Source organism: Novosphingobium sp. SG707 (assembly GCF_012275515.1).
Classification (GTDB): domain Bacteria; phylum Pseudomonadota; class Alphaproteobacteria; order Sphingomonadales; family Sphingomonadaceae; genus Novosphingobium.
The window spans coordinates 40,249-63,506 of record NZ_JAAZQL010000003.1 but is presented as its reverse complement, the minus strand read 5'-3'; the positions used below and the strand labels follow the sequence as shown (position 1 = coordinate 63,506).

Annotated in this window: 19 protein-coding genes; 11 read left to right on the top strand and 8 right to left on the bottom strand. The window is 64.1% G+C overall.

Annotated elements, in window-relative coordinates; translation table 11 throughout:
* The first annotated feature begins 133 nt into the window (after positions 1–133).
* The gene (locus FHW92_RS08995; protein ID WP_168602949.1) at positions 134–790 is read left to right on the top strand and encodes an MOSC domain-containing protein; all 657 of its coding nucleotides are present in this window, start codon (positions 134–136) and stop codon (positions 788–790) included.
* Here FHW92_RS08995 and rpoN read toward each other — a convergent pair.
* Both rpoN and lptB read right to left on the bottom strand, forming a co-directional pair.
* Complete coding sequence (gene rpoN, locus FHW92_RS08990) at positions 787–2,301, bottom strand: RNA polymerase factor sigma-54 (RefSeq protein ID WP_168602948.1); 1,515 nt, start codon at positions 2,299–2,301, stop codon at positions 787–789. The genes FHW92_RS08995 and rpoN overlap by 4 nt on opposite strands.
* A gap of 26 nt (positions 2,302–2,327) precedes the next feature.
* The gene (gene lptB, locus FHW92_RS08985; protein WP_168602947.1) at positions 2,328–3,113 is read right to left on the bottom strand and encodes an LPS export ABC transporter ATP-binding protein; all 786 of its coding nucleotides are present in this window, start codon (positions 3,111–3,113) and stop codon (positions 2,328–2,330) included.
* Between the two features lie 195 nt (positions 3,114–3,308).
* Here lptB and FHW92_RS08980 point away from each other — a divergent pair, with 195 nt between their 5' ends.
* Both FHW92_RS08980 and FHW92_RS08975 read left to right on the top strand, forming a co-directional pair.
* On the top strand, positions 3,309–3,737 hold the full coding sequence (locus FHW92_RS08980; protein WP_246870038.1) for a hypothetical protein: 429 nt from the start codon (positions 3,309–3,311) through the stop codon (positions 3,735–3,737).
* A gap of 86 nt (positions 3,738–3,823) precedes the next feature.
* Positions 3,824–5,170 carry a metallopeptidase TldD-related protein gene (locus tag FHW92_RS08975; protein WP_168602946.1) on the top strand — a complete coding sequence of 449 codons (1,347 nt, stop codon included), beginning with the start codon at positions 3,824–3,826 and terminating at the stop codon, positions 5,168–5,170.
* A 39-nt stretch (positions 5,171–5,209) separates the two neighbouring features.
* Here the strand turns inward: FHW92_RS08975 and ppa are convergent, their stop codons facing one another.
* From ppa to FHW92_RS08960, 3 genes are all read right to left on the bottom strand, one after another.
* On the bottom strand, positions 5,210–5,749 hold the full coding sequence (ppa, locus tag FHW92_RS08970; RefSeq protein WP_168602945.1) for an inorganic diphosphatase: 540 nt from the start codon (positions 5,747–5,749) through the stop codon (positions 5,210–5,212).
* Positions 5,750–5,888: 139 nt separating this feature from the next.
* Complete coding sequence (locus tag FHW92_RS08965) at positions 5,889–6,566, bottom strand: DUF1345 domain-containing protein (protein ID WP_168602944.1); 678 nt, start codon at positions 6,564–6,566, stop codon at positions 5,889–5,891.
* Complete coding sequence (locus tag FHW92_RS08960) at positions 6,567–8,537, bottom strand: M61 family metallopeptidase (protein ID WP_168602943.1); 1,971 nt, start codon at positions 8,535–8,537, stop codon at positions 6,567–6,569.
* A gap of 139 nt (positions 8,538–8,676) precedes the next feature.
* On the opposite strand from FHW92_RS08960, the gene hisS reads away from it, so the two are divergent.
* From hisS to FHW92_RS08925, 7 genes are all read left to right on the top strand, one after another.
* Positions 8,677–9,915 (top strand): histidine--tRNA ligase, encoded by a 1,239-nt coding sequence (gene hisS, locus FHW92_RS08955; RefSeq protein WP_168602942.1) that lies wholly within the window; start codon positions 8,677–8,679, stop codon positions 9,913–9,915.
* Positions 9,916–10,980: a peptide chain release factor 1 gene (gene prfA, locus FHW92_RS08950; protein ID WP_168602941.1), complete on the top strand. Its 1,065-nt coding sequence runs from the start codon at positions 9,916–9,918 to the stop codon at positions 10,978–10,980.
* 10 nt (positions 10,981–10,990) lie between these two features.
* Positions 10,991–11,833 carry a peptide chain release factor N(5)-glutamine methyltransferase gene (prmC, locus tag FHW92_RS08945; protein WP_168602940.1) on the top strand — a complete coding sequence of 281 codons (843 nt, stop codon included), beginning with the start codon at positions 10,991–10,993 and terminating at the stop codon, positions 11,831–11,833.
* 234 nt (positions 11,834–12,067) lie between these two features.
* Entirely contained in the window at positions 12,068–13,102 is a 1,035-nt protein-coding gene (locus FHW92_RS08940) for a DUF4167 domain-containing protein (protein WP_168602939.1), read from the top strand.
* 62 nt (positions 13,103–13,164) lie between these two features.
* A complete protein-coding gene (gene lnt, locus FHW92_RS08935) occupies positions 13,165–14,805 on the top strand; it encodes an apolipoprotein N-acyltransferase (RefSeq protein ID WP_168602938.1) in 1,641 nt (546 codons plus the stop codon).
* A gap of 53 nt (positions 14,806–14,858) precedes the next feature.
* Positions 14,859–16,073 (top strand): methionine adenosyltransferase, encoded by a 1,215-nt coding sequence (metK, locus tag FHW92_RS08930; RefSeq protein ID WP_168603534.1) that lies wholly within the window; start codon positions 14,859–14,861, stop codon positions 16,071–16,073.
* A 172-nt stretch (positions 16,074–16,245) separates the two neighbouring features.
* Positions 16,246–17,028 carry a universal stress protein gene (locus FHW92_RS08925; RefSeq protein ID WP_168602937.1) on the top strand — a complete coding sequence of 261 codons (783 nt, stop codon included), beginning with the start codon at positions 16,246–16,248 and terminating at the stop codon, positions 17,026–17,028.
* Between the two features lie 570 nt (positions 17,029–17,598).
* Here the strand turns inward: FHW92_RS08925 and FHW92_RS08920 are convergent.
* Positions 17,599–18,702 carry a mechanosensitive ion channel domain-containing protein gene (locus FHW92_RS08920; RefSeq protein WP_168602936.1) on the bottom strand — a complete coding sequence of 368 codons (1,104 nt, stop codon included), beginning with the start codon at positions 18,700–18,702 and terminating at the stop codon, positions 17,599–17,601.
* Positions 18,702–21,551, bottom strand: a complete 2,850-nt coding sequence (polA, locus tag FHW92_RS08915; protein WP_168602935.1) for a DNA polymerase I — start codon at positions 21,549–21,551, stop codon at positions 18,702–18,704. The genes FHW92_RS08920 and polA overlap by 1 nt, the downstream gene beginning before the upstream one ends.
* 259 nt (positions 21,552–21,810) lie before the next feature.
* Here polA and FHW92_RS08910 point away from each other — a divergent pair, with 259 nt between their 5' ends.
* The gene (locus tag FHW92_RS08910; RefSeq protein ID WP_168602934.1) at positions 21,811–21,999 is read left to right on the top strand and encodes a hypothetical protein; all 189 of its coding nucleotides are present in this window, start codon (positions 21,811–21,813) and stop codon (positions 21,997–21,999) included.
* Between the two features lie 176 nt (positions 22,000–22,175).
* On the opposite strand, the gene FHW92_RS08905 is transcribed toward FHW92_RS08910, so the two are convergent.
* A complete protein-coding gene (locus FHW92_RS08905) occupies positions 22,176–23,213 on the bottom strand; it encodes a serine hydrolase (protein WP_168602933.1) in 1,038 nt (345 codons plus the stop codon).
* Positions 23,214–23,258 lie beyond the last annotated feature (45 nt).

The following is a 23,258-nucleotide window of genomic DNA, read 5'->3' as shown; positions in this document are numbered from 1 at the left end:
GGTCCACCCTGTTTTGTTGCGTCCGGCAATACCGACCTGATTGGGTGATGGTGTATCGTAACATAAATTTCATGCCGTCCCAGCGCTAATTTCGCGCTTGCGGATTTGGTGGTGCGCGCGCAAATCCGGGCCTATGAACGCCTTTTCCACCCCCATCCTTGCCGTGATGACCGGCCGCGCCGTCCGTTTCCGTGATGCCGACGAGCATAGCGCGATTGCCAAGCAGCCTGTCACCGGCCCCGTCCGCGTGGGCTTTCTGGGGCTGGAGGGTGATGAACAGGCCGACCGCAAGCATCATGGCGGGCCGGACAAGGCGATCCACCACTATGCCTTTGACCATTATCCGACATGGACGGCTGATCTGGGGGATCACCCCTTGCTGAGCGCGCCGGGCGGGTTTGGCGAGAATATCTCGACCTTGGGCCTGACCGAGGACAATGTGCTGCTGGGCGATCGGTTCCGGCTGGGCAGCGCGCTGATCGAGGTCAGCCATGGGCGCCAGCCCTGCTGGAAGCTGGGCCATCGGTTCGATCATGCGCCGCTGGCCGCGCGGATCGTCAAGAACCGGCGCTCGGGCTGGTATTACCGTGTGATCGAGGAAGGCGCGGTGCAGGTCGGCGATGCGCTTGAACTGGTCGAGCGGGGGCTGGTGGATTGGCCGGTTTCGCGCTTGTTCCATGTGCTGATCGGGGGCGGGCACAAGGCGGACCCGAGCGTGCTGCCCGATCTGGCGGCGATGCCGGTGCTGGCGCAGGCATGGCGCAAGAGGGCTGTGGAACTGGCGGCCTAACGTTTCCCGCTCAGCGCTTTCTGACGGCGGCGCTGCACCGAGGAGCCAAGCCCGATCGCCTCGCGATATTTGGCCACGGTGCGCCGCGCCAGTTCAAAGCCCTTGGCCTTGAGCAGATCGACCAGCGTGTCGTCCGACAGGATCTTTTTCGGGTCTTCGTTGTCGATCAATTGCTTGATCGCGGCCTTGACCGCCTCGGCCGAAACGCCTTCGCCATCGGCGCCCGAGACGCCGCTGGTGAAGAAATATTTCAGCTCAAACGTGCCCCGCTCGCACATCAGATATTTGTTGCTGGTCACGCGGCTGACGGTCGATTCATGCAGCCCCACCGTTTCAGCCACCGCGCGCAATGTCAGCGGCTTCAACTGGCTGACGCCGCGGCGGAAAAAGCCTTCCTGCTGGCGCACCAATTCGCTGGCCACTTTGAGGATCGTCTTCTGCCGCTGGTCCAGCGCTTTGACCAGCCAGTTGGCATCGGCCAGCTTTTCCGACAACCACCCGCGATCCTCCTTGCCTGCGGTTTTCCCAGCACAGGCCCCGCGCATTTCCAGATAATAGCTGCGATTGAGGATCAGTTTGGGCAGGGTGGCCTGATTGAGCGCGACATTCCAGCCGCCATCGGCGCGCGCGGTGATCAGGATGTCGGGCACCACGGGCGCGGCCGCCCCGCCGCCATAGCGCAGGCCCGGCTTGGGATCATAGCCGCGCAATTCGGCCAGCATATCGGCAAAATCTTCCTCATCCACGCCGCACATCCGGCGCAGGCGGGGCAATTCGCCGCGCGCGATCATTTCCAGATTGTCGATCAGCCGGGCCATCGCCGGATCGTAGCGATCCGCTTCCCTGGCCTGCAACGCGATACATTCCGACAGGCTGCGCGCGCCAACGCCGGTGGGGTCGAGCGATTGGACCAATGCCAGCGCGGCCTCGACCTCGGCGGGCGAGACTTGCAGGTCCATGGCGATTTCGCGCAGGGAAGCGGCCAGGTAGCCCGCATCGTCCAATTGATCGATCAGGAAGCGGGCGATGAAAGCCAGCTTGGGATCGCGCACCACCGCGCCGATCTGACCATGCAGATGCTCAGCCAACGTCTCGTCAAAGGCGCCATATTCCTCCATCGCCGGGGCTTCGCCGCCGCCGGAGATGGTTGCTTCGCCCTCAAAGGCCGGTTCATAGCGTTCGGGCGTATCACCCCCGCCATCGCCCGTGTCCCGGTCCACATCGAGCGTCTCGGCGCTGATGTCCAGCGGGCAGTCCTCGGCGGCCATGCCTTCGCCGATCAACTGGTCGCAGGGGCTGCTTTCAAGGCTGGTGCGGCGCGCCTCGATCTCGACGGGTTCGACAGGCGGCGCCTCGCCCATTTCGAGCAGGGGGTTGGCGTCCAGCGCATCGCCGATAAACGCCTCGATCTCCAGATTGGACAGCGTGAGCAGCTTGATCGCCTGCTGCAGCTGCGGCGTCATCACCAGCGACTGTGTCTGGCGTAGATCGAGGCGCGGCCCCAGCGCCATAATCCTTTATGCGCCCCCAGCCGGTATCACAGCGTAAAGCCCTCGCCCAGATAGAGGCGGCGCACGTTTTCATCGGCCACCAGCGCTTCGGGGCTGCCCGCGAACAAGACCTGTCCGCCATAGATGATGCAGCCGCGGTCGCAGATTTCCAGCGTTTCGCGCACATTGTGGTCGGTGATCAGCACGCCGATGCCGCGCTGTTTCAGATCATGCACCAGATGGCGGATATCGGCGATGGACAGCGGATCAATACCCGCGAAAGGCTCGTCCAGCAGCATGATCGAGGGCTTGGCCGCCAGCGCGCGGGCAATTTCCGCACGCCGCCGCTCGCCGCCCGACAGCGCCATCGACGGGCTGGCGCGCAGCCGCGTCAGGCCGAATTCCTCCAGCAGCCGCTCCAGCTCGCCCGCCCGCGTCGCCGGATCGGGTTCGACCAGTTCGAGCACGGTGGCAATGTTCTGCTCCACCGTCAGCCCGCGAAAGATCGAGGTTTCCTGCGGCAGATAGCCAAGGCCCAGAATCGCGCGGCGATACATCGGCAGATTGGTGATATCGATCCCGTCGAGCAGGATGCGCCCCGAATCAGGCCGCACCAGCCCCATGATCGAATAGAAACACGTCGTCTTGCCCGCGCCATTGGGGCCGAGCAGGCCCATCACCTCGCCCTTGGCCACCTCCAGCGAGATGTCGGTGAGGACCGCGCGCTTGTCATAGCTTTTGGCGATGGACACGACCTGCAGCCCGGAAAACGAGCCGTTGGGATCGGACTGACGGTCGGCAGGGCCGGCTTCGGGGGCGATTGTCTGGGTCATCTGGGATCATTTTAGGCATCGCGGCGGCATTGGGCAAGGGCGATGCGGGTGATTGGCAGGTTTCATGCATGGCTGGGACAAAACGCCCATGGGGCGCGGCCGATTGCGCTTGATCGTGGTGGCCATCAATGTTTTACTCATACCAAAGGCCAATAGGGCCAGCGGCCAACAGGTCGGGATAGGGGAAGAGGGTTCATGGCCAAGGCACGCCTTGATGCGCCTGCCGATGTGGTGTCGCGTAATTCGCGCCCGCATGCGGATAGCGTATGGGCCCCTCGCAAACAGGGGGGCATCTTGCTGGATTGGCGCAAGCGGATCAGCGATCATATCGCTTATGCCTTGCTGGTTTACACCGGCCTGCAGATCTTCGTGACCATCGCTGCCCTGCGCGAGGGCAGCGCTTCGGTGCTGCCGGGGCTGGCGCTGGTGGTGCTGGTGGGCGCGATCATCCCGGCGTGCCGGATGATGGAGCGGCGCTGGACGCGGCTGAGCGATGCCGAGGCGGGCGATCCGGCGCGCGCCGCGGCCTTTTACCGGGATCGCGCGATGGTCTGGGCCGCCGCCATCGGATTGCCCTTTATTGTCACCGGGGGTTTTCGGCTGGTCGCGATGATGATGGCCTGAGGGGGCTGGCGAAGCGGATTGCTCTTGGCGGGGCGGGGCGTTAGAGCCTGCGCCCTACCAAGGCTTCAGGAGTTGCCCAGACCGCCATGCTTACCCCGCTTCAGGCACAGGAAAGGGCGCAGGCCCTGATCGAACGCGCGCGCAAGGCCGGGGCCGACGCCGCCGATGCGGTCTATATCGCCGATGCTTCGGAAAGCGTGTCAGTGCGGCTGGGACGGCTGGAGGATGTCGAAAGGTCTGAAAGCGAGCATATCGGTCTGCGGGTGTTTGTCGGGCGGCGTTCGGCCTCGATTGGTTCTTCCGATCTTTCCGATGATGCGCTGGCCGAGCTGGCGGCGCGCGCGCTGGCCATGGCGCAGGGGGCGCCCGAAGATCCCTATGCGGGACTCGCGCCCGAAGAATTGCTGTTCAAGGGGCCGTTTCCCGATCTCGATCTGGTCGACAGCGGCGAGCCCAGCCCGCAGGAGTTGCGCAGCCTTGCCGAAGAGGCCGAGGATGCCGCGCGCGCCATTGCGGGCGTGACCAACAGCGAAGGCGCGGGCGCATCGAGCGGCGGTGCCGTCATGGCGCTGGCCACCAGCCACGGTTTTGCCGGAGCCTATGCCGCCACCAGCCGCTCGATTTCGGCCAGCGTGGTGGCGGGTGAGGGCGGCGCGATGCAGCGCGACTATGCGCACCGTATGGCCCGCCACCGCGAGGACCTGATCTCTCCGGCTGAAATCGGCCGACAGGCGGGCGAGCGGGCCGTGGCGCGGCTCAATCCGGGGCGGATGAAGAGCGGCCCTGCGCCGGTGGTGCTGGACCCGCGCGTGGGCGGATCGCTGATCGGCCATTTGCTGGGCGCGATGTCGGGGGCTTCGATTGCCCGGCGCTCCAGCTTTCTGATCGGGCGGCTGGAAGAGCAATTGTTCGACAGCGCGGTGCGGATTGTCGATGATCCGCTGCGGCTGCGCGGGTTCCGCTCGCGCCCCTTCGATGGCGAGGGGTTGCGCACGGCCCCGCGCGATCTGGTGCGCGATGGGCGGATCACGGGCTGGCTGATGGAATGCGCCTCGGCGCGGCAACTGGGCCTTGCGCCCACCGGCCATGCCGGGCGTGGCGGCGGCGGGGCGCCGGGCGTGTCGCCGGGCAATCTGCATCTGGAGGCGGGCAGCCAGTCCGTGGCCGAACTGATCGCGGATATTGAGGATGGCGTCTATGTGACCGAGCTGATCGGCCATGGCGTCAACGGGGTGACGGGCGATTACAGCCGGGGCGCCTCGGGCTATCGCATCGTGAAGGGCCAGATCGCCGGGCCGGTGGCCGAATTCACCGTGGCGGGCAATCTGGTCGATATGTTCCGGGCGATGACCCCGGCCAGCGATCTGGAATGGTATCGCACGATCAATGTGCCCACCATCCGCGTCGATGGCATGACGATTGCCGGCGACTGATAGCAAAAGGGGCGGGAATGACCCCGCCCCTCTTTCTTATCAGGCCTTCTTGCCGGCCTGATAGCGTTCGATCGCTTCGATCACGATCTGGCGCGCATCGGCGGCATTGCCCCAGGTGCCCACGCGCACCCACTTTTCGGATTCCAGATCCTTGTAGTGGGTGAAGAAGTGTTCGACCTGCTGCGCGATGATGTCGGGCAGATCTTCCTTTTCCTTCACGTTGGCATAGTAGGGAAAGGTCTTGTCGTCGGGGACGCAGAGCAGCTTTTCATCGCCGCCCGCTTCGTCCTCGAGGTTGAGCACCGCGATCGGGCGGCAACGCACCACCGAACCCGGCACGAAGGGCGAACGAGCCACCACCAACGCATCGAGCGGGTCGCCATCGGGCGAAAGCGTGTGCGGCACAAAGCCATAGTTGGCGGGATAGCGCATCGGCGTGTGCAGGATACGGTCCACGAACAGAGCGCCCGAGTCCTTGTCGAACTCATACTTCACAGGTTCGCCCCCGGTAGGAACCTCGATGATGACGTTCAGATTGTCAGGCGGGCTCTTGCCGACCGAAATTTTGCTGATGTCCATGGCACCGTCATTATTATATGTGAGCGACACCGCCCCTTGCGGGTGCCGCGCAGGAATCTGCGGGGAAAGCCCTAGCCTTGGCCGTATTGCATTGCAACAGCGGCGCGGTCTTAATACCTGCACCGAATTGGTGAAGTGATTAACTGCCTGCCGTGACGTTGATGGTAAAAGCCAGCACGACGAGATTATAGAAAAACGCCAGCGCGCCATGGACCGTGGCCACCCGGCGCAGGCGCGGGCTGGTGATTTCCACATCCGATGTGGCAAAGGCCATGCCGATCGTCAGCGCGAAATAGAAAAAGTCCCAGAAATTAGGGCAATGGGCCATAGAGCTGGATGAATTGGCAGGGTCGGGCGCGGGAAAGCGCAGCCCGCCTTCATGTTCTGCACCATAATAGACATGGGCGTAATGCAATGTGTAAATGAGGTTCAAAAATAACCATGCTATAACCAAACTGGCCAGAATGAGGATCAGCGCGGCCCCTTTGGCATAGCCTGTATCGCCCCGCGCATGGGGCAGATCGACAAAAAGCGCGGTAACGATCACCAGCATGAACATCGCGCTGATCACCAGCACGGCAAAGCGGTTGGCGTCATTCTGGCGCGCATGGAGCCGCATTTGCGCGGGCGTATTGTCGCGCGAAAGCGGCCAGAGCGAGGCGATGAACACCAGCGCCCCCAGATCGAACCCGCCCAGCACCGCCTGACCCCAGCGCAGCCCCTGGGCCCCCAGCAGCCCCGTGCCCAGCGCGAACAGGCCCAAAAACAGCGAAAAGCGCGCAGGCAGCGGCCAGCGCAAACCTGCACGCTTTTTCATTTACTTGCCCGTCAGACGCTTGGGCGCCAGCAGCAGGTCAAGCCCCGCCGGTTCCTTGCCTTCGACCGCGCGCTCCAGCCAGGGATAGCGCAACCCGTCGTGATAATTCAGCACCACGGTCGCCACCTTTTCGCCGCGCTGCGTCACCAGCGTGATGGGCTTGTCATTGCCCTTGGCGCCGGTGATCGCGGCCTTCATCGCATCCTCGCTGTAGGTCGCGCCATTGACGGCGACGATCTTGGTGCCGGTCACAAGCGAGGCCTCAAAGGCCGGGCTGTTCCACAAGGTGCTGGTGATCACGCCTTCGCGGTTCAGCACGATGCCCAGCGAATGGGCCAGGCTGAGCGCCTTGGCGGCCGCGAAACGGCCCTTGTCATAAGGGTTGGGCGTATCCTTCCACACCAGCCTGTAGCCGCCCTTTTCGATGCCCGCCAAAGGCGCGGGTTGACCGGGCTGGTTCATATGCTTGTCGAGGAAGGCGTCCCAGTCATAGGCATAGATGCCGTTCAGCGCGGCGGCCACATCCTTGAAATTATAGACCACCTCGCCCCAGTCGCCATTCTTGATGCCGAAAAACGCGCGGGCGAAATCGTCGAGGCCCTTCTTGCCCTTGGTGCCTTCGCGGATGATCTGGTCCGCCTCCAGCCACATCAGCGCGCCTTCGGTGTAATAATCCTCATTGCGGTTGATGCTGGCATAGGGCTTGGCGCGGCGGCCCGAGATGACCGGATCAAAGCCGGTGTCCTCGACGCTGCGCCAGTCGCGGCCGGGCCATTGGGTGAACATGCCCGCATTGGCGGCAATCGCGCCAAGGATGGCTTCCTTGCTCTGGATGCCCGACCGCGCGGCCAGCACATAGCCCCAGAACTGCGTCTGCCCTTCATAGACCCAGAGCAGATTGCCCTGCATCGGCTGGCGGTAATCGGGGGTCCACAGCTTGTCCGGGCGGCGGAATTTGCCGTCCCAGCTATGGGTGAATTCGTGGCTGATCACATTGCGCGCCCAGTCCAGATCCTTCCAGTCGGTCCAGGCCTTGGGCATCATCGCGTTTTCGGAAGAGCGGTGATGCTCCAGCCCGATCCCGCCCATCCGCTCGGTCAGCGCCAGCAGGAAATCATAATGGTCGAAATGCAGCGCGCCGAAATTGACCCATGCTTCCTCGACCAGCGCCCTGTAGGTGGCCAGATGTTCGGGCTTGATGTCGAGCAGTTCGCTCTTGTCGGCCACGACATTCATGAACACGCCGCGCCCAAGGTCGAAACGCTTGAAATAGGCCCCGGCAAAGATCGGCGAATCGACCAGCGCCTCATAATCGATGACATCCCATGTCACCTTGTTGCCGCTCACCTGCTTGCCGTCCAGCGCGGTGGCCACCTGCCAGCCCTCGGGGAAGGTGACGGTGGGTTTGTACTTGATCTGGCGGGTGTAATAGCCGGCGGGATAAAGGCTCATCCGGTCCCATTGCAGGTTGAGCATTTCGGGCGTCATCGTGATGCGCCCCTCGCTGCTCTGCAGGGGCGAGGTGTGGATGAATTTGGCCACCACCGCCTTGGCGCCTGCGGGCAGGTCGATGTGAAAGGCAAAGACCTCGACCGGATCGCGATGCCAGGTCAGCAGCTTGCCGTCGGCGTAGAATTTGACATCGACGAGTTGATCGATCGTGCCGCGCGGATTGTGGCCGCCCGGAACCCATTGCGGCAATTGCAGGATCAGCTCTTTCGCGCCCGGCGCCACCGGCACGGTTTGTGACACGCGGAACAGGCCGCGCGCAATGTCGGTCGCGTCAATATCCAGCGTGATCGTGCCGCCCGGATAGGGGATATCCTTGGCATCGGGCACGCCTTGCACCACGGGAATGGCCGTGGGCGCGGAACGTTCGGCCAGCGCGGGCGAGGTGAACAGGAGGGCGGCGGAAAGGCCCAGCGCCATGCGATAGGCGGTGCGGGCGTGTGCATTCATGGGTTTTGTCATGACGACTTCATGACGCGAAGCAGGGCTGCCAGCAAGGGGGCTGAACAGGATATTTACCGCATTGTCAGCAAGTCCCGTTTTCGGCCCGGATCATCATGGGGCTTCACCTTGGGCGCGCCTGCGTATAGGGGGCAAATCCATGAGCAAGCCCCAGATCGAAACGCCGCAGGCCATCCGCGGCACCCAGGACATTTTCGGCGCCGATGCCGACGCTTTCGCCTTCGTGGTGGAAACGTTCGAGCGCGTGCGCAAATTGTACCGTTTCCGCCGGGTGGAAATGCCGGTCTTTGAAAAGACCACGGTGTTTTCGCGCAGCCTTGGCGAGACGACCGATGTGGTGTCGAAGGAAATGTATTCCTTTGAGGATCGCGGTGGGGAATCGCTGACCTTGCGCCCGGAGTTCACCGCCGGTCTGGCGCGCGCCTATCTGACCAATGGCTGGAAGCAGTATGCGCCGGTCAAGCTGGCGACGCATGGTCCGCTCTTCCGCTATGAACGCCCGCAAAAGGGCCGCTATCGCCAGTTTCACCAGATCGACGCCGAGGTGATCGGCGCGGCTGAGCCCACCGCCGATGTTGAATTGCTGGTGATGGCCGATCAGTTGCTGAAGGAACTGGGGATCAGCGAGGGCGTGACCCTGACGCTCAACACGCTGGGCGATGGGGAAAGCCGCGAGGCTTGGCGCGCAGCGTTGATCGAATACTTCCGGGCGGTGAAGGGCGAACTTTCGGAAGATTCGCAGGAGCGGCTGGAAAAGAACCCGCTGCGCATCCTCGATTCCAAGGACCCGCGCGACAAGGCTTTCCTGCCGAACGCCCCGCGCATCGACGATTATCTTTCGGTGGAGGCGCAGGATTTCTTCGCCGCCGTTACGGGCGGTCTGGATGCGGCGGGCGTGGCCTGGACGCGCAATGGGGCGCTGGTGCGCGGGCTGGATTACTATCGCCACACCGCGTTTGAATTTGTGACGGACCGTCTGGGCGCGCAAGGCACGGTCCTTGGCGGCGGGCGTTATGATGGCCTGATGGAAAGCCTTGGCGGCGCGCCCACTCCGGCGGTCGGCTGGGCGGCGGGCGTTGAGCGGCTGGCGATGCTGGTGTCGGGCAGCGGGTTGATTGCCGAGGATCGCACCGATGTGACCGTGGTGGTCGAGGATGACCGTGCGATCACCGAAGGCGTGGCGATGGCCGCGAAATTGCGCCGTGGCGGCCTGTCGGCCGAACTGGTGGCTACGGGCAGCCCGCGCAAGCGTTTCGACAAGGCGGTCAAGACCAACACACGCGCCATTCTCGCGCTGGGCTGGGGCGAAGAGGGCGTGACGCAGCGTCTGCGCAATGTCGATGCCGATGCTGCGCGGATCGAGGCGCTGATCGCCTAAATGACCATCCCTTCGACTCGTCTGGCCCAGATTTCGGCGCGTTTTGCCGAGCTGGAGGCGCGTCTGGCCTCCGGCACGCTGGAGGGGGCCGATTTCGTGGCGGCGTCCCGCGATTATGCCGAGCTGGAGCCGGTGGCCCGCGCGGCATCGGAGGTGGCGACGATGCGCGGCGAGCTGGAAAGCCTTGCCGCGCTGGATGATCCGGACATGCGCGAGCTGGCCGAGGAGGAGATCGCCCGCATCCGCGCGGCGCTGCCCGAGGCCGAGCGCGCGCTGTCCATCGCCATGCTGCCGCGCGACAATGCCGACAGCCGCCCGGCCATGCTGGAAATCCGCGCCGGAACCGGGGGAGACGAGGCTGCCCTGTTCGCCGCCGACCTGTTCCGCATGTATGAACGCTATGCCGCCGAGCAGGGCTGGCGTGTCGAAATGGTCAGCGCGAACGCCAGCGAGATCGGCGGCTTCAAGGAAGTGGTTGCCCATGTCAGCGGGCAGGGCGTGTTCGCCAAGTTGAAATTCGAATCCGGCGTTCATCGGGTCCAGCGCGTGCCCGTAACGGAAAGCGGCGGGCGCATTCATACCAGCGCGGCCACGGTCGCCATCCTGCCCGAACCGGACGAGGTGGATGTGCAGATCGAGGACAAGGACCTCAAGATCGACGTCTATCGCGCGAGCGGCGCGGGCGGGCAGCATGTGAACACTACCGATTCGGCCGTGCGCATCACCCACCTGCCCACCGGCACCGTCGTCACCTGTCAGGATGCGCGCAGCCAGCACAAGAACAAGGACAAGGCGATGCAGGTCCTGCGTGCCCGCCTGTTCGAGGCCCAGCGCGACGCGGCCCAGGGCGAGGAAGCCGAGGCCCGCAAGGCCATGGTGGGCAGCGGCGACCGATCGGAACGCATCCGCACCTATAATTTCCCGCAAGGCCGCGTCACCGATCACCGGATCAACCTGACGCTCCACCGCCTGCCCGAGATCCTTGAAGGGCCGGGTCTGGGTGAACTGGTCTCGGCGCTGATCCATGAGGATCAGGCCAAAAGGCTGGCGGCGCTGGGTGAATAATCAGGCGCGAATGAGCGTTGCGCAGGCGATCCGCGCCGCTGCCGAGAGCCTGAGCGCGACCAGCGACACTGCAAGGCTGGATGCCGAGGTGCTGATGGCCCATGCGCTGGGATGCAGCCGCACCGATGTGCTGCTGCGCCATATGAGCGATGGCGCGCCCGATGGGTTCGATAGGCTGATCGCGCGGCGCGCCGCCCATGAGCCGGTTGCCCATATCACCGGTCATCAGGAATTCTGGGGGCTGCCTTTTCGCGTCACGCCCGCCACGCTGATCCCGCGCGGCGACAGTGAGACGATTGTCGAGGCGGCGCTGGAGGTCTGCGCCGCGCCTAAGCGCGTGCTGGATTGCGGCACGGGAACGGGGGCCTTGCTGCTCTCGGTCCTGCATGAACGGGCCGGGGCGCAGGGTGTGGGCATTGATGCTTCACCCGAAGCGCTGGCCGTGGCGCAGGGCAATGCCGAGGCGTTGGGGCTGGGCGCAAGGGCGCGCATGGTGCTGGCCGACTGGACACAGGCGGGCTGGGCCGATGGGCTGGGGCGGTTCGATCTCATTCTGGCCAATCCGCCCTATGTAGAAGCGGATGCCGCGCTGGACCCCAGCGTGCGCGATTACGAACCGGCCGGCGCGCTGTTTGCCGGGGCCGAGGGGCTTGATGATTATCGCGTCCTGATTCCCCAATTGCCCGAATTGCTCCATCCGGGCGGGGTGGCCGTAATTGAAATCGGCTATAAGCAGGCCGAGGCGGTTGGACAAATTGCCGCACAGGCCGGTTTTGCCGTAAAATTACGGCTTGATCTGGCCAATCGGCCCCGTGCGCTGGTGCTTTCTCAGGAAAGCCGGGGAATTTCGTAAGATTCCGCTTGGCTTTTGCGGGCGGGGCTTTTAATTGAACCAACAGGACCGCCGAGGGATGGGATCTTCCCCTCTGGCTGGTGCTACTCCAGCATCTTCGTCAGGATAAGCCGATTAAGGCTGGACCCGACGAAACAGGGCCACGCCGCGATTTCGCGGTGAGGCGTAAGACAGGACGAGGAGCACGCCGGCATAGAGGCCGAGCGGCGATCCGGGGTTAAGGAATACTCACCCTTGAACAACAATCGTGGGAATAACCGCCGCCGTGGCCGGGGCAACAACAATGGTCGGCCGCAAAATGGTGGTCAGCAGCTTAACCGCATCGACAGCCGGGCGCGGGGCAATGCGCCGCAATTGCTGGAAAAATATCGCAAGCTGGCACAGGACGCTCATCTTAATGGCGACCGTGTTCAGGCCGAATATTATCTGCAATTTGCGGATCATTACTTTCGTGTGATCGCCGATACGCGCCTGCGCCAGGAAGAATCGCGCGCGCGCCGCGATGACCGCTGGCAGGACAATGGCGATGCGGGCCGCGATGATGGCGACGATCAGGGCGATTTCGCCGTGGACAGCGATTTCCCCGCTTTCGACGCGCCGCCGGTCTATACCCGCCGCGAGCGCGAAGAGCGCAGCGAGCCGCGCGCCGAAGCGCCGCGCCGCAGCGAGGAAGCCGCTCAGGAACCCGGCGAAGAGCAGGGTGGCGAAACCGGCGAGACCGGGGCCGAGGGTGCGGGCGAATCGTCACCCAACATCTATGAGCCTGCGGAAAACCCCTTCCTGCGCGAAAATCGCAGTCCGCGCGCGCCGCGTGGCCGCCGCGAGGAACGCCGCCCTCGCCGGGACGACCGTCCGCGTGAAGAACGGGCGCCCCGCGAAGAGCGTGCGCCTCGTGAGGAACGTGCTCCCCGCGAAGAACGGGCTCCCCGCGAAGAACGGGCTCCTCGTGAAGAACGTGCTCCCCGGGAAGAGCGCGCCCCGCGCGCGCCGCGTGTGACGGCCGAAAAGGCGGCCGCGCCGGTGGATGGTTCGGGTCTGGGAGCGGCTTTGCCGCCTGCCATTTCCGCCACGCCGCGCAAGGCTCCCGAACCGAAGGCCGCCGAGGCGAAGGCTCCCGAGGTCAAGGCTCCCGAGCCTAAGCCCGCCGAACCGGTGGTGCAGGCCGCTGTCGAGGCACCGGTTGCCGTTGAGGCCGAGCCCGCTCCGGCTCCCAGGCGCCGTGCGCCCCGCCGCAAGGCCGTGGCCGCACCCAGCGAGAGCGCAGAGTAATCTGCGCCGATAATGCCAAGGCGGGGTGACGGCAAAGGCCGCCCCCGCTAAAGCATGCCGCCATGGATGACGCGGCAAAGCCTTGGCACGATAGATATTTCGGCAAATACAAGCGCAAGGCGAAGCTCTTTGCGCGGGCTTGCTGGCATTGGGGCTGGCGAGGCGCGGCTTTGGCCGCCATCGGCGCGGTCGGCGCGCTGGGTTTTCAGCCGCTCGGCCTCTGGCCGCTCACCTTGCTCAGCCTTGGCGTCCTGCTGTGGATCGCCGCGCGATTGCCCCATGCGGGCTGGGCGGCGCTGGCAGGCTGGCTGTGGGGCGTGGGCCATTTCACGCTGGGGCTGAACTGGATCGCCACGGCTTTCACCTATCAGGCCAAGATGCCGCCATGGCTGGGCGGTTTGGCGGTGTTTCTACTCTCGCTCTATCTGGCGATCTTTCCGGCGATGGCGATGGCGGGGGGCTGGTTCCTGCGCGGGCGCGCAGTATCGCGGGTGCTGGGTTTTGCCGGATGCTGGATTCTGGCCGAAGCTTTGCGCGGCTTTCTCTTTACCGGTTTTCCGTGGAATCCGCTGGGTGCGGCGCTCCTGGGCGGGGATGCGCGGCCGGGTCTGGCGCTTTTGGCGCCCTGGCTGGGCACCTATGGTCTGTCGGGGCTGGCGGTCGTCATGGCGGGCGTGGCGGCCGAGGGGCGGATGCTGTGGTTTCAGGGTGAACGCCGAGCGGGCGGGGCGATGATGGCGGGGCCATTCGCGCTGGGCCTCGCCGTCATGGTTCTCCCCGGCCCGGCAACGCCCCAGGGCCATATCGCCTATACGCTGATCCAGCCTAATATCGCGCAGGAGGATCTGGACGATCCTACCCATTTCGAGGCGCAATATGTCGCCTCGGCCAAATTGTCCGCGCCCAGAGTGGCGGGGCAGAGGCGGCTGGTGCTCTGGCCGGAATCGGGGGTGCCCGATTATGTCCGCGATGGCTACCCGGCATGGTATTATCAGTTCACCTTTGGTGGCGATCCTTGGCTGGCGCGTTGGCGTCTGGCGCGCACGATCGGGACGGGGGGGCTGCTGCTGACCGGCACGGTCGATCTGGATCTGAAAGGTGTGAACGCCACCGGGGGCCAGAATGTTATCGCCGGGATCGACGATCATGGCCGGATCGCCGCCCATTATGCCAAGGCGCATCTGGTGCCTTTCGGCGAATATCTGCCCCAGCGCCAATGGCTCAAGATGATCGGGCTGGAACGGCTGGTGCCGGGCGATTTCGATTTCCGCCCGGGGCCGGGGCCGCAAACGCTCGATCTGGGCGCGCTGGGCAAGGCGGGGATGCAGATCTGTTATGAGATCATCTTTCCCGGCGCGGTGGTCGATCGGGCGCATCGGCCCGACTATATTTTCAACCCCTCCAACGACGGCTGGTTCGGCAGTTGGGGCCCACCCCAGCATCTGGCGCAGGCCCGTTTGCGCGCGATTGAGGAAGGGTTGCCGGTGCTGCGCTCGACCACCAATGGCGTGAGCGCGGTGGTCGATGGGCATGGCGTTGTGCGCCAAAGGGCCGACCGGGGGCAGGCGGCGCGGCTTGACGGCATGGTGCCGCCCGCGCTGGCGCCCACGCTGTTTGCGCGTTGGGGCAACATGCTTTCGATTGGGATTGGATTAGTTCTTCTTATGCTGGCCACCCTTGTGTTGCGGCGCGCTCGGGGCTAGTAGGGGGTCGCATAAAGAAACCTTTATATGGCAGGATTTCCATGTCCGATACCGTGCGCAGTGATTACCTCTTCACCTCCGAAAGCGTTTCGGAAGGCCATCCCGACAAGGTGGCGGACCAGATTTCGGACGCCATCGTCGACCTGTTCCTGTCCAAGGACCCCGAGGCGCGCATCGCCTGCGAAACGCTGACCACCACGCAATTGGTGGTGCTGGCGGGCGAAATCCGTTGCAAGGGCGTGTATGAGAACGGCGCATGGGCGCCGGGCGCGCAGGCCGAAATCGAAAAGACCGTGCGCGATACGGTCAAGCGCATCGGCTATGAACAGGACGGTTTCCACTGGGAGAAGCTGGAATTCATCAACCGCCTGCATGGCCAGTCGGCGCATATCGCGCAGGGCGTGGACGCGGGCGACAACAAGGACGAGGGCGCGGGCGACCAGGGCATCATGTTCGGTTTCGCCTGCGATGAAACCCCCGACCTGATGCCGGCCACGCTCTATTACAGCCACAAGATTCTGGAACAGCTCGCCACGGACCGCCACTCGGGCGCGGCGCCTTTCCTCGAACCCGACGCCAAGAGCCAAGTCACGCTGCGCTATCACCATGGCAAGCCGGTGGCCGCGACCGCCATCGTCGTTTCGACCCAGCACAAGGCGGGCTATGACGAAGGCGCGAAGAAGGCCGAGCTGGAAGCCTATGTGAAGCAGGCCGTCGGCGCGATCCTGCCCGAAGGCTTCATCACGGGCGAGACCGTATGGCACATCAACCCCACCGGCAGCTTTGAAATCGGCGGCCCGGATGGCGACGCGGGCCTGACCGGACGCAAGATCATCGTGGACACCTATGGCGGCGCGGCCCCGCATGGTGGCGGCGCGTTCAGCGGCAAGGATCCGACCAAGGTGGACCGTTCGGCCGCCTATGTCTCGCGTTATCTGGCCAAGAATGTCGTGGCTGCGGGCCTTGCCACGCGCGTGACGATCCAGCTCTCCTACGCCATCGGCGTGGCGCGTCCGCTCTCGCTCTATGTCGACACCGCCGGCACCGGCACGGTGAGCGATGCCGCGCTCGAAGCCGCGATTGCCAAGGTGGCGGAAGAAAAGCTGGGCGGTCTGACCCCGCGCGGCATCCGTCTGGGTCTGGGCCTGAACAAGCCGATCTATGGCCCCAGCGCTGCCTATGGCCACTTTGGCCGCACCCCGGATGGCGATTTCTTCCCGTGGGAACGCGCCGATCTGGTCGATGCGCTGAAAGCCGCTCTGGCCTGAGCCTTGCGCCATTAACGATTGAAGGCGGCGGTGCATCGCGCACCGCCGCCTTTTTTCGTGGGCGCTCTATTGGATGGCGTGGCTTGACCTGAGTCATGGTAGGTTACTTTTGCAGGAGTATTGTTGCCCGCGACGGATGGGACACGGTCCATAGAAAAAAGGGAGACCGAATATGCGCTCTATTCTGGTTTATGCCGACCAAACCGAGGAAACCCCCGCAAGGCTGGAGACAGCGCTCTCGCTGGCGCGCACCACGGGCGGCCATGTCAGCGTGCTGATCGATACGCCGGTGGCCCGGTTTATGGCGATGGATGCGTTGGGCGGCGGCTATCTGGCGGCCGATGCCGTGCGCGAGGCGGTCAAGCGCGACGATGAATTCGCCGAGGAACTGGCCCAGCGGCTGCGCGGCGAGGATGTGCCTTTCGATATCCTGCGCGGCGAGGAGGAGCCGGTTGACGCGATGACCGAGGCTTCGCTGCTCTCCGATGTGATCGTGCTGTCGCGCGGGTGTGGATTCGCCGGGCAACTGGCCATGGATGGCAAGGCGCCGATTCTGGTGGTGGATCAGGATCGCCCGTTGATCACGCCGGTCAATTGCGTGGCGGTGGCCTGGGACGGTTCGCATGAGGCGGCGGTGGCGCTGCGTGGGGCTTTGCCTTTGTTGCGGCTTGCCGAATCGGTCCATGTCCTGACCGTGGGCGACAAGGCGGGCGTGTTTCCGCCGCTCGATGCGGTGCAATATCTCTCGCGCCATGGGGTGAAGGCGGAAATTGATTCGCTGACGCGTGTCGGCTCGATTGAGGAGACTTTGGCGGCGGCCGTCTCGCGTCTGCAGGCCGAGTTGCTGGTGATGGGGGCCTTTGGCCATAGCCGGTTGCGCGAATTCCTGCTGGGCGGGGTGACGCGTTATTTCCTCGACCTCAAGGATGGGCCGAGTCTGTTGTTTGCGCATTGATCGTCGGCTTGTCTGGTGGTCGCGGGCCGGGGCATGTGTGGACATGCTTCGGCCTTTGATTTGTCTCGCATACGTATTGCAAAATAATGCATCGGGATGGCAGGTTGGTAAGGCTATGATTTACAAATGGAAAATCATAACCCCTTCAAAATTGCGTTTTATGCAATAGGCCATGATGAATGTGCATTTGCTGCAAAGCACCATGATGGGCATAGAGGAGAGGCCTTTCAGGCATCCTCTCCCAAAACTTCCACGGCCCGACCGGCAACGGTTGGGCCTTTTTTTGTGCCCTGCTTTGTGCGGCGCAGCGTCGGGTTGTGCAAACCATTGCTGAGTCATGAAACGCCCGGATTTTGGCGCATCAGCATGATTGCATTATTTGCATTGAGCGTCTCGTATTTCGCACTTGCACAAAAGTGGCGTTGGGGTCATAAAGACCATGCCTTTCAGGCATCCTCTCCCAAACTTCCAAGCCCGGCTTCGGCCGGGTTTTTCTTTGCCCGCTTTGCGCGCAACCGCAGCGGAGCACGTAATTGCGCGCAGATGATTTGCGCGCAATCAGTGGCGCCATCAGGTTTCAGTACAAAGCGCGTCGGGCGCGTTAACCCGCAGCCATTCCAGCATCACCTCACGCAAGCCGCTGCGCAAAGCGCCCAGATCGGCAGGGTTGGCCGCGCTGACCAGCAATTTTAGCTCGACCGAGCCCACCCGCGATTCCGACACCACCAGATCGCCGGTGCGCCGGTCCCAGGTCTCCATCTCGTCAATCGCCGCGCGAAAGGCCTGCCGGATCGGCTCGATAGCAAAGCCGGGGCGAATCGGCAGCACCACCGATCCGGTGATCCCGCCCACGCGGGTCCAGTTCTGGAACGTGGCATCCAGAAATTTGACTGTGGGCACGATCAGCCGCCGCTCGTCGCCGGTGCGCACAACGACATAGGACAGGCGAATATCCTCGACGCGGCCCTGCTCGCCCTCGACCACGACGAAATCGCCGATGCGAATCGGTTCGGTCAGCGCGATCTGCAAACCGGCGATCAGCGATTTGAGCGCAGGCTGGGCCGCGGCGCCGACCGCCAGACCCATCAAACCGGCCGAAGCAATCAGCGTCGCGCCGATATGCCGCACTGCCGGCACCCCCAGCAGCATCAGCGCCACGGTGATGAAGATGATGACAAAGGCCATCGAGCGCGAGATCAGCGCGATTCGCGTGGTGCGGCTGCGCGCGGTCAATTCATCGCCCGAAGTGATCGCGCGGCGGGCCATCAATTCCGCGCCGGTCTTGACCAGCGCATAAAGCACCCAGCCCGTCAGCGCCGGAACGACAAAGCCCTCGATCCCGTTCCACAGCTTGGCGACCAGCTTGTTGCCGCCTGCCGCCGAAGCCATACCGCCCGCCAGAAAGGCCCAGCGGAAGGCATGGTAGAGCTGCGCGGCGGCCACTGCCTCGGCGGGATTGTCGCTGCGCCGCGCCATGCGCCGCAGGAATGCGAAACAGGCCAGATGCAGCACCAGCGCCACCGCCAGCCCGATTCCCAGCACCACGGCGGCGTGAGTCATCCGGCTGGACCAATGCATCACCTCGTCGATCGAGGGCCATTGGTCGGGATCAAGCGCATCGGCGGGCAGCGCCAGCGGCAATTTGCCCTTGGCAAGGTTGGTGATGGTGATCATCAGTGCGCCGCGCCCCAGCTGGCCCCCACGCCGATTTCCACGCCCAGCGGCACGGAAATTGCCACGGACGGCCCGGCGGCCTCCTCCATGACAGCGCGGATGACGGCTTTGGCGGCCTCGACATCGCCCTCGGGCAATTCAAACACCAGTTCGTCATGCACCTGCAGCAGCATCCGCACATGAGGCAGACCGGCGGCCGCCAGCGCGGGCTGCATCCGGGCCATGGCGCGCTTGATGATGTCGGCGCAGGTGCCCTGGATCGGCGCATTGATGGCGGCGCGCTCGCTGCCCTGCCGCTCGGCCTGATTCTTCGAATTGATGCGCGGGAACCAGCATTTGCGGCCGAACAGCGTTTCGGAATAGCCCCGCTCGCGCACGGTCGACAGCGTTTCGTGGATATAGCGCTGGATGCCGGGGAAGCGGGCGAAATAGGTGTCGATCATCGCCTGCGCCTCCTCGGAGGTGACGCCCAGACGCGGGGCAAGGCCCCAGCGCGAGATGCCGTAGAGGATGGCGAAATTGATCGTCTTGGCCCGCCCGCGCGTCTCGCGGTTGACCTCGCCGAAGAGTTCCTGCGCGGTGGCGGCATGAATGTCGGCGCCGCTGGCAAAGGCTTCCTTCAAGGCGGGCACATCGGCCATATGCGCGGCAAGGCGCAGCTCGATCTGGCTGTAGTCGGCGGCCATCAGCACATTGCCCGGCTCGGCCACAAAGCAGTCGCGGATCTGGCGGCCGATTTCGGTGCGGATCGGAATGTTCTGCAAATTCGGCTCCGTCGAGGAAAGACGGCCCGTCTGTGCCCCAACGAGGCTGTAGCTGGTGTGAACGCGGCCCGTGACCGGACTGATCGCGGCCTGCAGCGCCTCGGTATAGGTCGAGCGCAATTTGGCGAGCTGGCGCCATTCCAGCACCTTGCGCGCGATGGGCACGCCCTCGGCCTCCAGCTTTTCCAGCACCGACTGGTCGGTGGAATACTGGCCCGACTTGCCCTTCTTGCCGCCCTTCAGCCCCATCTGGTCGAACAGGATCTCGCCTAATTGCTTGGGGCTGCCGATGGTGAAGGGATTGCCCGCCAGCGCGTGGATCTCGCCCTCCAGCGCGGCAATCGCCTCGGCAAATTGCTGCGAGAGGCCCGCAAGGCGCTCGCGGTCGACCTTGATGCCGTGGCGCTCCATCTGGGCCACTACGGGCACCAGCGGGCGATCGACGCGCTCATAGATCCGGCTTGCGCCCTCGGCGGCCAGACGGGGCTTGAGCAGATGATGCAGGCGCCAAGTAACCTCGGCATCCTCGGCGGCATATTGGGTGGCGCGCTCCAGCGCGACTTCGGCAAAGCTGATCTGCTTCTTGCCGGTGCCGCAGACGTCCTTGAAGGCGATGCAGGTGTGGCCAAGGTGGCGCTGGGCCAGCTCGTCCATGCCATGCCCGCCGCCGATGCCTTCCTCGCTGCGGCCCGCGTCCATATCGAAGCTGATGACCATCGTGTCGTCGATGGGCGAAACGGTGATGCCGAAACGCGCCATGACGTTCAGGTCATATTTGATGTTTTGCCCCGCCTTCATCACCGCATCCGATTCGAGCAGCGGCTTCAACCGGCGCAGCGCTTCGTCGCGGTCGATCTGCTGGGGCTTTTCGGCAAACATATCGCTGCCGCGATGGCCCAGCGGGATATAGCAGGACTGATTCGGTCCGACCGACAGGCTGATGCCCACCAGATCGGCACCAATCGCGTCCAGCGCGCTGGTTTCCGTATCAAAGGCCACCAGCCGCGCGGCCAAGCCCGCCGCGATCCAGCGATCCAGCGCTTCAAGGCTCTGCACGCATTCAAAGGCGGCCAGGTCGATGGCGGGCATCGCGGCGCTGTCCTGACGTGCGGCGCCTGTGGCGGGCGTATTGCTGGCTGTGACGGCCTTGGGCGGATGCAGTTGGGTGGCGCGTTCCGGGCTGCCCCGGCCGCCGTCAAGGCGCTTCAAAAGGCTGGTAAAGCCATGTTCGCCCAAAAAGGCCGCGAGAGGCTCAGGAGGGATCGCGCCCAACTCAAAGGCTTCCAGAGGCAGGGGGAGGGTGCAATCCTCCTTGAGCGCCACCAGAATCCGGCTCAGGCGAGCCATTTCGGCATGTTCGATCAGATTGTCGCGCAGCTTGCTGGCTTTCATCGTCGCGGCGGCGGCCAGCGCATTATCCAGATTGCCATGTTCCTGGATCAGCTTGGTCGCCGTTTTGGGGCCAATGCCGCGAATGCCGGGCACATTGTCCACCGCATCGCCCATCAGCGCCAGCACATCGCCCACCAGATCGGGGGTCACGCCGAATTTCTCGCCGACCTCGGGGATGAAGATGCGCTGGTTCTTCATCGTGTCGAGCATATCGACTCGCGAACCATCCGGGCCTTCGCCCACCAGTTGCATCAGGTCCTTGTCCGAGGAAACGATGGTGACATCCCACCCCTGCGCCTGCGCCGCGCGGGCATAGGAGGCGATCATGTCGTCGGCCTCAAGCCCTGCTTCTTCAATAAGGGGCAGCGAAAAGGCGCGCGTGGCGTCGCGAATCAGGGGAAATTGCGGAACCAGATCCTCGGGCGCGGGCGGACGGTTCGCTTTATAGGCCGGAAAGATGTCATTACGGAAACTTTTTCCCGACTTGTCGAGAATCACGGCAAGGTGAGTCGGTCCGTCGGCCTTGTGCAGGTCCTCGGCCAGTTTCCAGAGCATCGTGGTATAGCCAAAAACCGCGCCAACCGGGGTCCCGGCCGGATTCGTCAGGGGCGGCAACCGGTGATAGGCGCGGAAAATATAGGCCGATCCATCGACCAGATAGAGATGGGGGCGGCGCGGTGTCGTGTTTTCCATGGATTATCCATAGGGCCAAGGCGGCCCCACGAAAAGGCGCAGGGGGGCCGGATTCGGGGGGGAAATAGGCCGAGCCAACCCGGTTATCCTGATGCAAATGCGATGGGATGCACAGGTAAATGCGACTAGCGCTTGCATCGAATGAACAAGCCGTTTATTTGGCGCGTGAAGTCTACTCCTGCGGTAGGCTTTCCGCACGGCGCGACCACCCCGGTGGACAGTGTCGCGCGTGGTCCACTCGCTGTTCAAGGATACTCACATGCGCAAGATCATTCTCGCCGCTGCCGTTGCTGGCGCTGCTCTGTCGCTCGCCGCTTGCTCGAAGACCGAAGAAGCCGCTACCTCGGCTGAATCGGTTGCTTCGGACGCTGCTTCGGTTGCTGACTCGGCCGCTTCGGTTGCTGACTCGGCTGCTTCGGAAGCTGCTTCGGCTGCTTCGTCGAACTAATTCTTCTGCGCGAAAGCGCGAAGTTTTAGAGGTCAGGGCGCGTGGGATATGTCCCGCGCGCCTTTTCCTTTGCCCGCGCGGCGCTTTGACAAAATGGGGCGCAGAGACGCAAGGCATGAAAAAGGCGCCGGACGAGTGATCGTCGGCGCCTTTTTCATGCCTTGAGAGGAAATGGTTTAGCGCGACCCGCCGATCATGGCCAGATCGGCGGCCGGTTCCGCCTGATAGCCGTCATAGATCGCGCGGGTGATGCTGGCGATGCGCTGATCGCGGCCGGGCTTGCCGCCCTGGCCGGTAACATAGATCGCCACGGCAATCGTGCGCCCATCGCTGCTGCGGATCAGGCCCACATCGCTCGACGTGTTCGACAGCGTGCCGGTCTTGTGGCCCACCATGGCATCGCCGGGCAGGGCCGCGCGCATCCGGTGAATGCCCGTACGGCAACGCGCCATCGCGCCCAGCAGCACTTCGCGGCTCTGCGCGCTCAGCCACTGGCCCTGATAAAGACCCGCCAGCAGCACGGCCATCGCCTGAGGCGTGGTCGAATCGCGCAGATCGATCTTGCGGGCGGGATCAACCTCGCCGTCATCGCGCACCATTGTGGCGATGTCGCGGTCGAGCCGGATGCCGTTGATGCCATTGCGGCGCAGCCAGCGCGTCACCACCTGCGGCCCGCCCATCGCGGCCAGAAGCGCATCGGTGGCGTGATTGTCGCTGCGGGTAATGGCCAGTTCGATCAATTGTTCGGCCGAAAGCATCGCGCCGGGACGCACCGGGGCCACGGCGGTCGAGAATCGCGCCGAAGGCACCGGCATCATCAACGGGAATCGGTCGGACAGCTTGTAGCGCCCCTGATCCACCCCTTCGAGGAAAGTTGCGACCACGGCGATCTTGCCGGTGCTGGCCAGCGGGAAGGGCTGATCGCCCATCACCGAGACGCCGCGCCCGGAGGAAAGGTCCACCGCCGCCACGCCGATCCGGCCTTGTGAAGCGCCCGCCAATTGGGCCAGACGCGCTTCGAAACCATTGATGCCGGTGGGGTTTTGCCGGGGCAGCAGGACCGCAGGCTGGGGCGGGCGCGTGACGCCGCTGCTGAACACGCGGTCGAAAGCCTGTTCCAGACCATCGACATCGCCTTTAGCCAGCACAGGGGGAGCGGCAATTGCCACGGTGAGCGCCAAAGCGCCGAGAATCGCGTTCTGAGCTTTTAGCATGTTCTGGAAATAGGCCCGTCTAAGCTAATTTCCGGTAAACTCCAA

What these genes read in the sequence shown, in the direction of transcription:
- FHW92_RS08995 (WP_168602949.1), top strand. Translation starts at nt 134, where the DNA reads ATGAACGCCTTTTCCACCCCCATCCTTGCCGTGATGACCGGCCGCGCC.
- rpoN (WP_168602948.1), bottom strand. Translation starts at nt 2,301, where the DNA reads ATGGCGCTGGGGCCGCGCCTCGATCTACGCCAGACACAGTCGCTGGTG.
- lptB (WP_168602947.1), bottom strand. Translation starts at nt 3,113, where the DNA reads ATGACCCAGACAATCGCCCCCGAAGCCGGCCCTGCCGACCGTCAGTCC.
- FHW92_RS08980 (WP_246870038.1), top strand. Translation starts at nt 3,309, where the DNA reads ATGGCCAAGGCACGCCTTGATGCGCCTGCCGATGTGGTGTCGCGTAAT.
- FHW92_RS08975 (WP_168602946.1), top strand. Translation starts at nt 3,824, where the DNA reads ATGCTTACCCCGCTTCAGGCACAGGAAAGGGCGCAGGCCCTGATCGAA.
- ppa (WP_168602945.1), bottom strand. Translation starts at nt 5,749, where the DNA reads ATGGACATCAGCAAAATTTCGGTCGGCAAGAGCCCGCCTGACAATCTG.
- FHW92_RS08965 (WP_168602944.1), bottom strand. Translation starts at nt 6,566, where the DNA reads ATGAAAAAGCGTGCAGGTTTGCGCTGGCCGCTGCCTGCGCGCTTTTCG.
- FHW92_RS08960 (WP_168602943.1), bottom strand. Translation starts at nt 8,537, where the DNA reads ATGACAAAACCCATGAATGCACACGCCCGCACCGCCTATCGCATGGCG.
- hisS (WP_168602942.1), top strand. Translation starts at nt 8,677, where the DNA reads ATGAGCAAGCCCCAGATCGAAACGCCGCAGGCCATCCGCGGCACCCAG.
- prfA (WP_168602941.1), top strand. Translation starts at nt 9,916, where the DNA reads ATGACCATCCCTTCGACTCGTCTGGCCCAGATTTCGGCGCGTTTTGCC.
- prmC (WP_168602940.1), top strand. Translation starts at nt 10,991, where the DNA reads ATGAGCGTTGCGCAGGCGATCCGCGCCGCTGCCGAGAGCCTGAGCGCG.
- lnt (WP_168602938.1), top strand. Translation starts at nt 13,165, where the DNA reads ATGGATGACGCGGCAAAGCCTTGGCACGATAGATATTTCGGCAAATAC.
- FHW92_RS08925 (WP_168602937.1), top strand. Translation starts at nt 16,246, where the DNA reads ATGCGCTCTATTCTGGTTTATGCCGACCAAACCGAGGAAACCCCCGCA.
- FHW92_RS08920 (WP_168602936.1), bottom strand. Translation starts at nt 18,702, where the DNA reads ATGATCACCATCACCAACCTTGCCAAGGGCAAATTGCCGCTGGCGCTG.
- polA (WP_168602935.1), bottom strand. Translation starts at nt 21,551, where the DNA reads ATGGAAAACACGACACCGCGCCGCCCCCATCTCTATCTGGTCGATGGA.
- FHW92_RS08910 (WP_168602934.1), top strand. Translation starts at nt 21,811, where the DNA reads ATGCGCAAGATCATTCTCGCCGCTGCCGTTGCTGGCGCTGCTCTGTCG.
- FHW92_RS08905 (WP_168602933.1), bottom strand. Translation starts at nt 23,213, where the DNA reads ATGCTAAAAGCTCAGAACGCGATTCTCGGCGCTTTGGCGCTCACCGTG.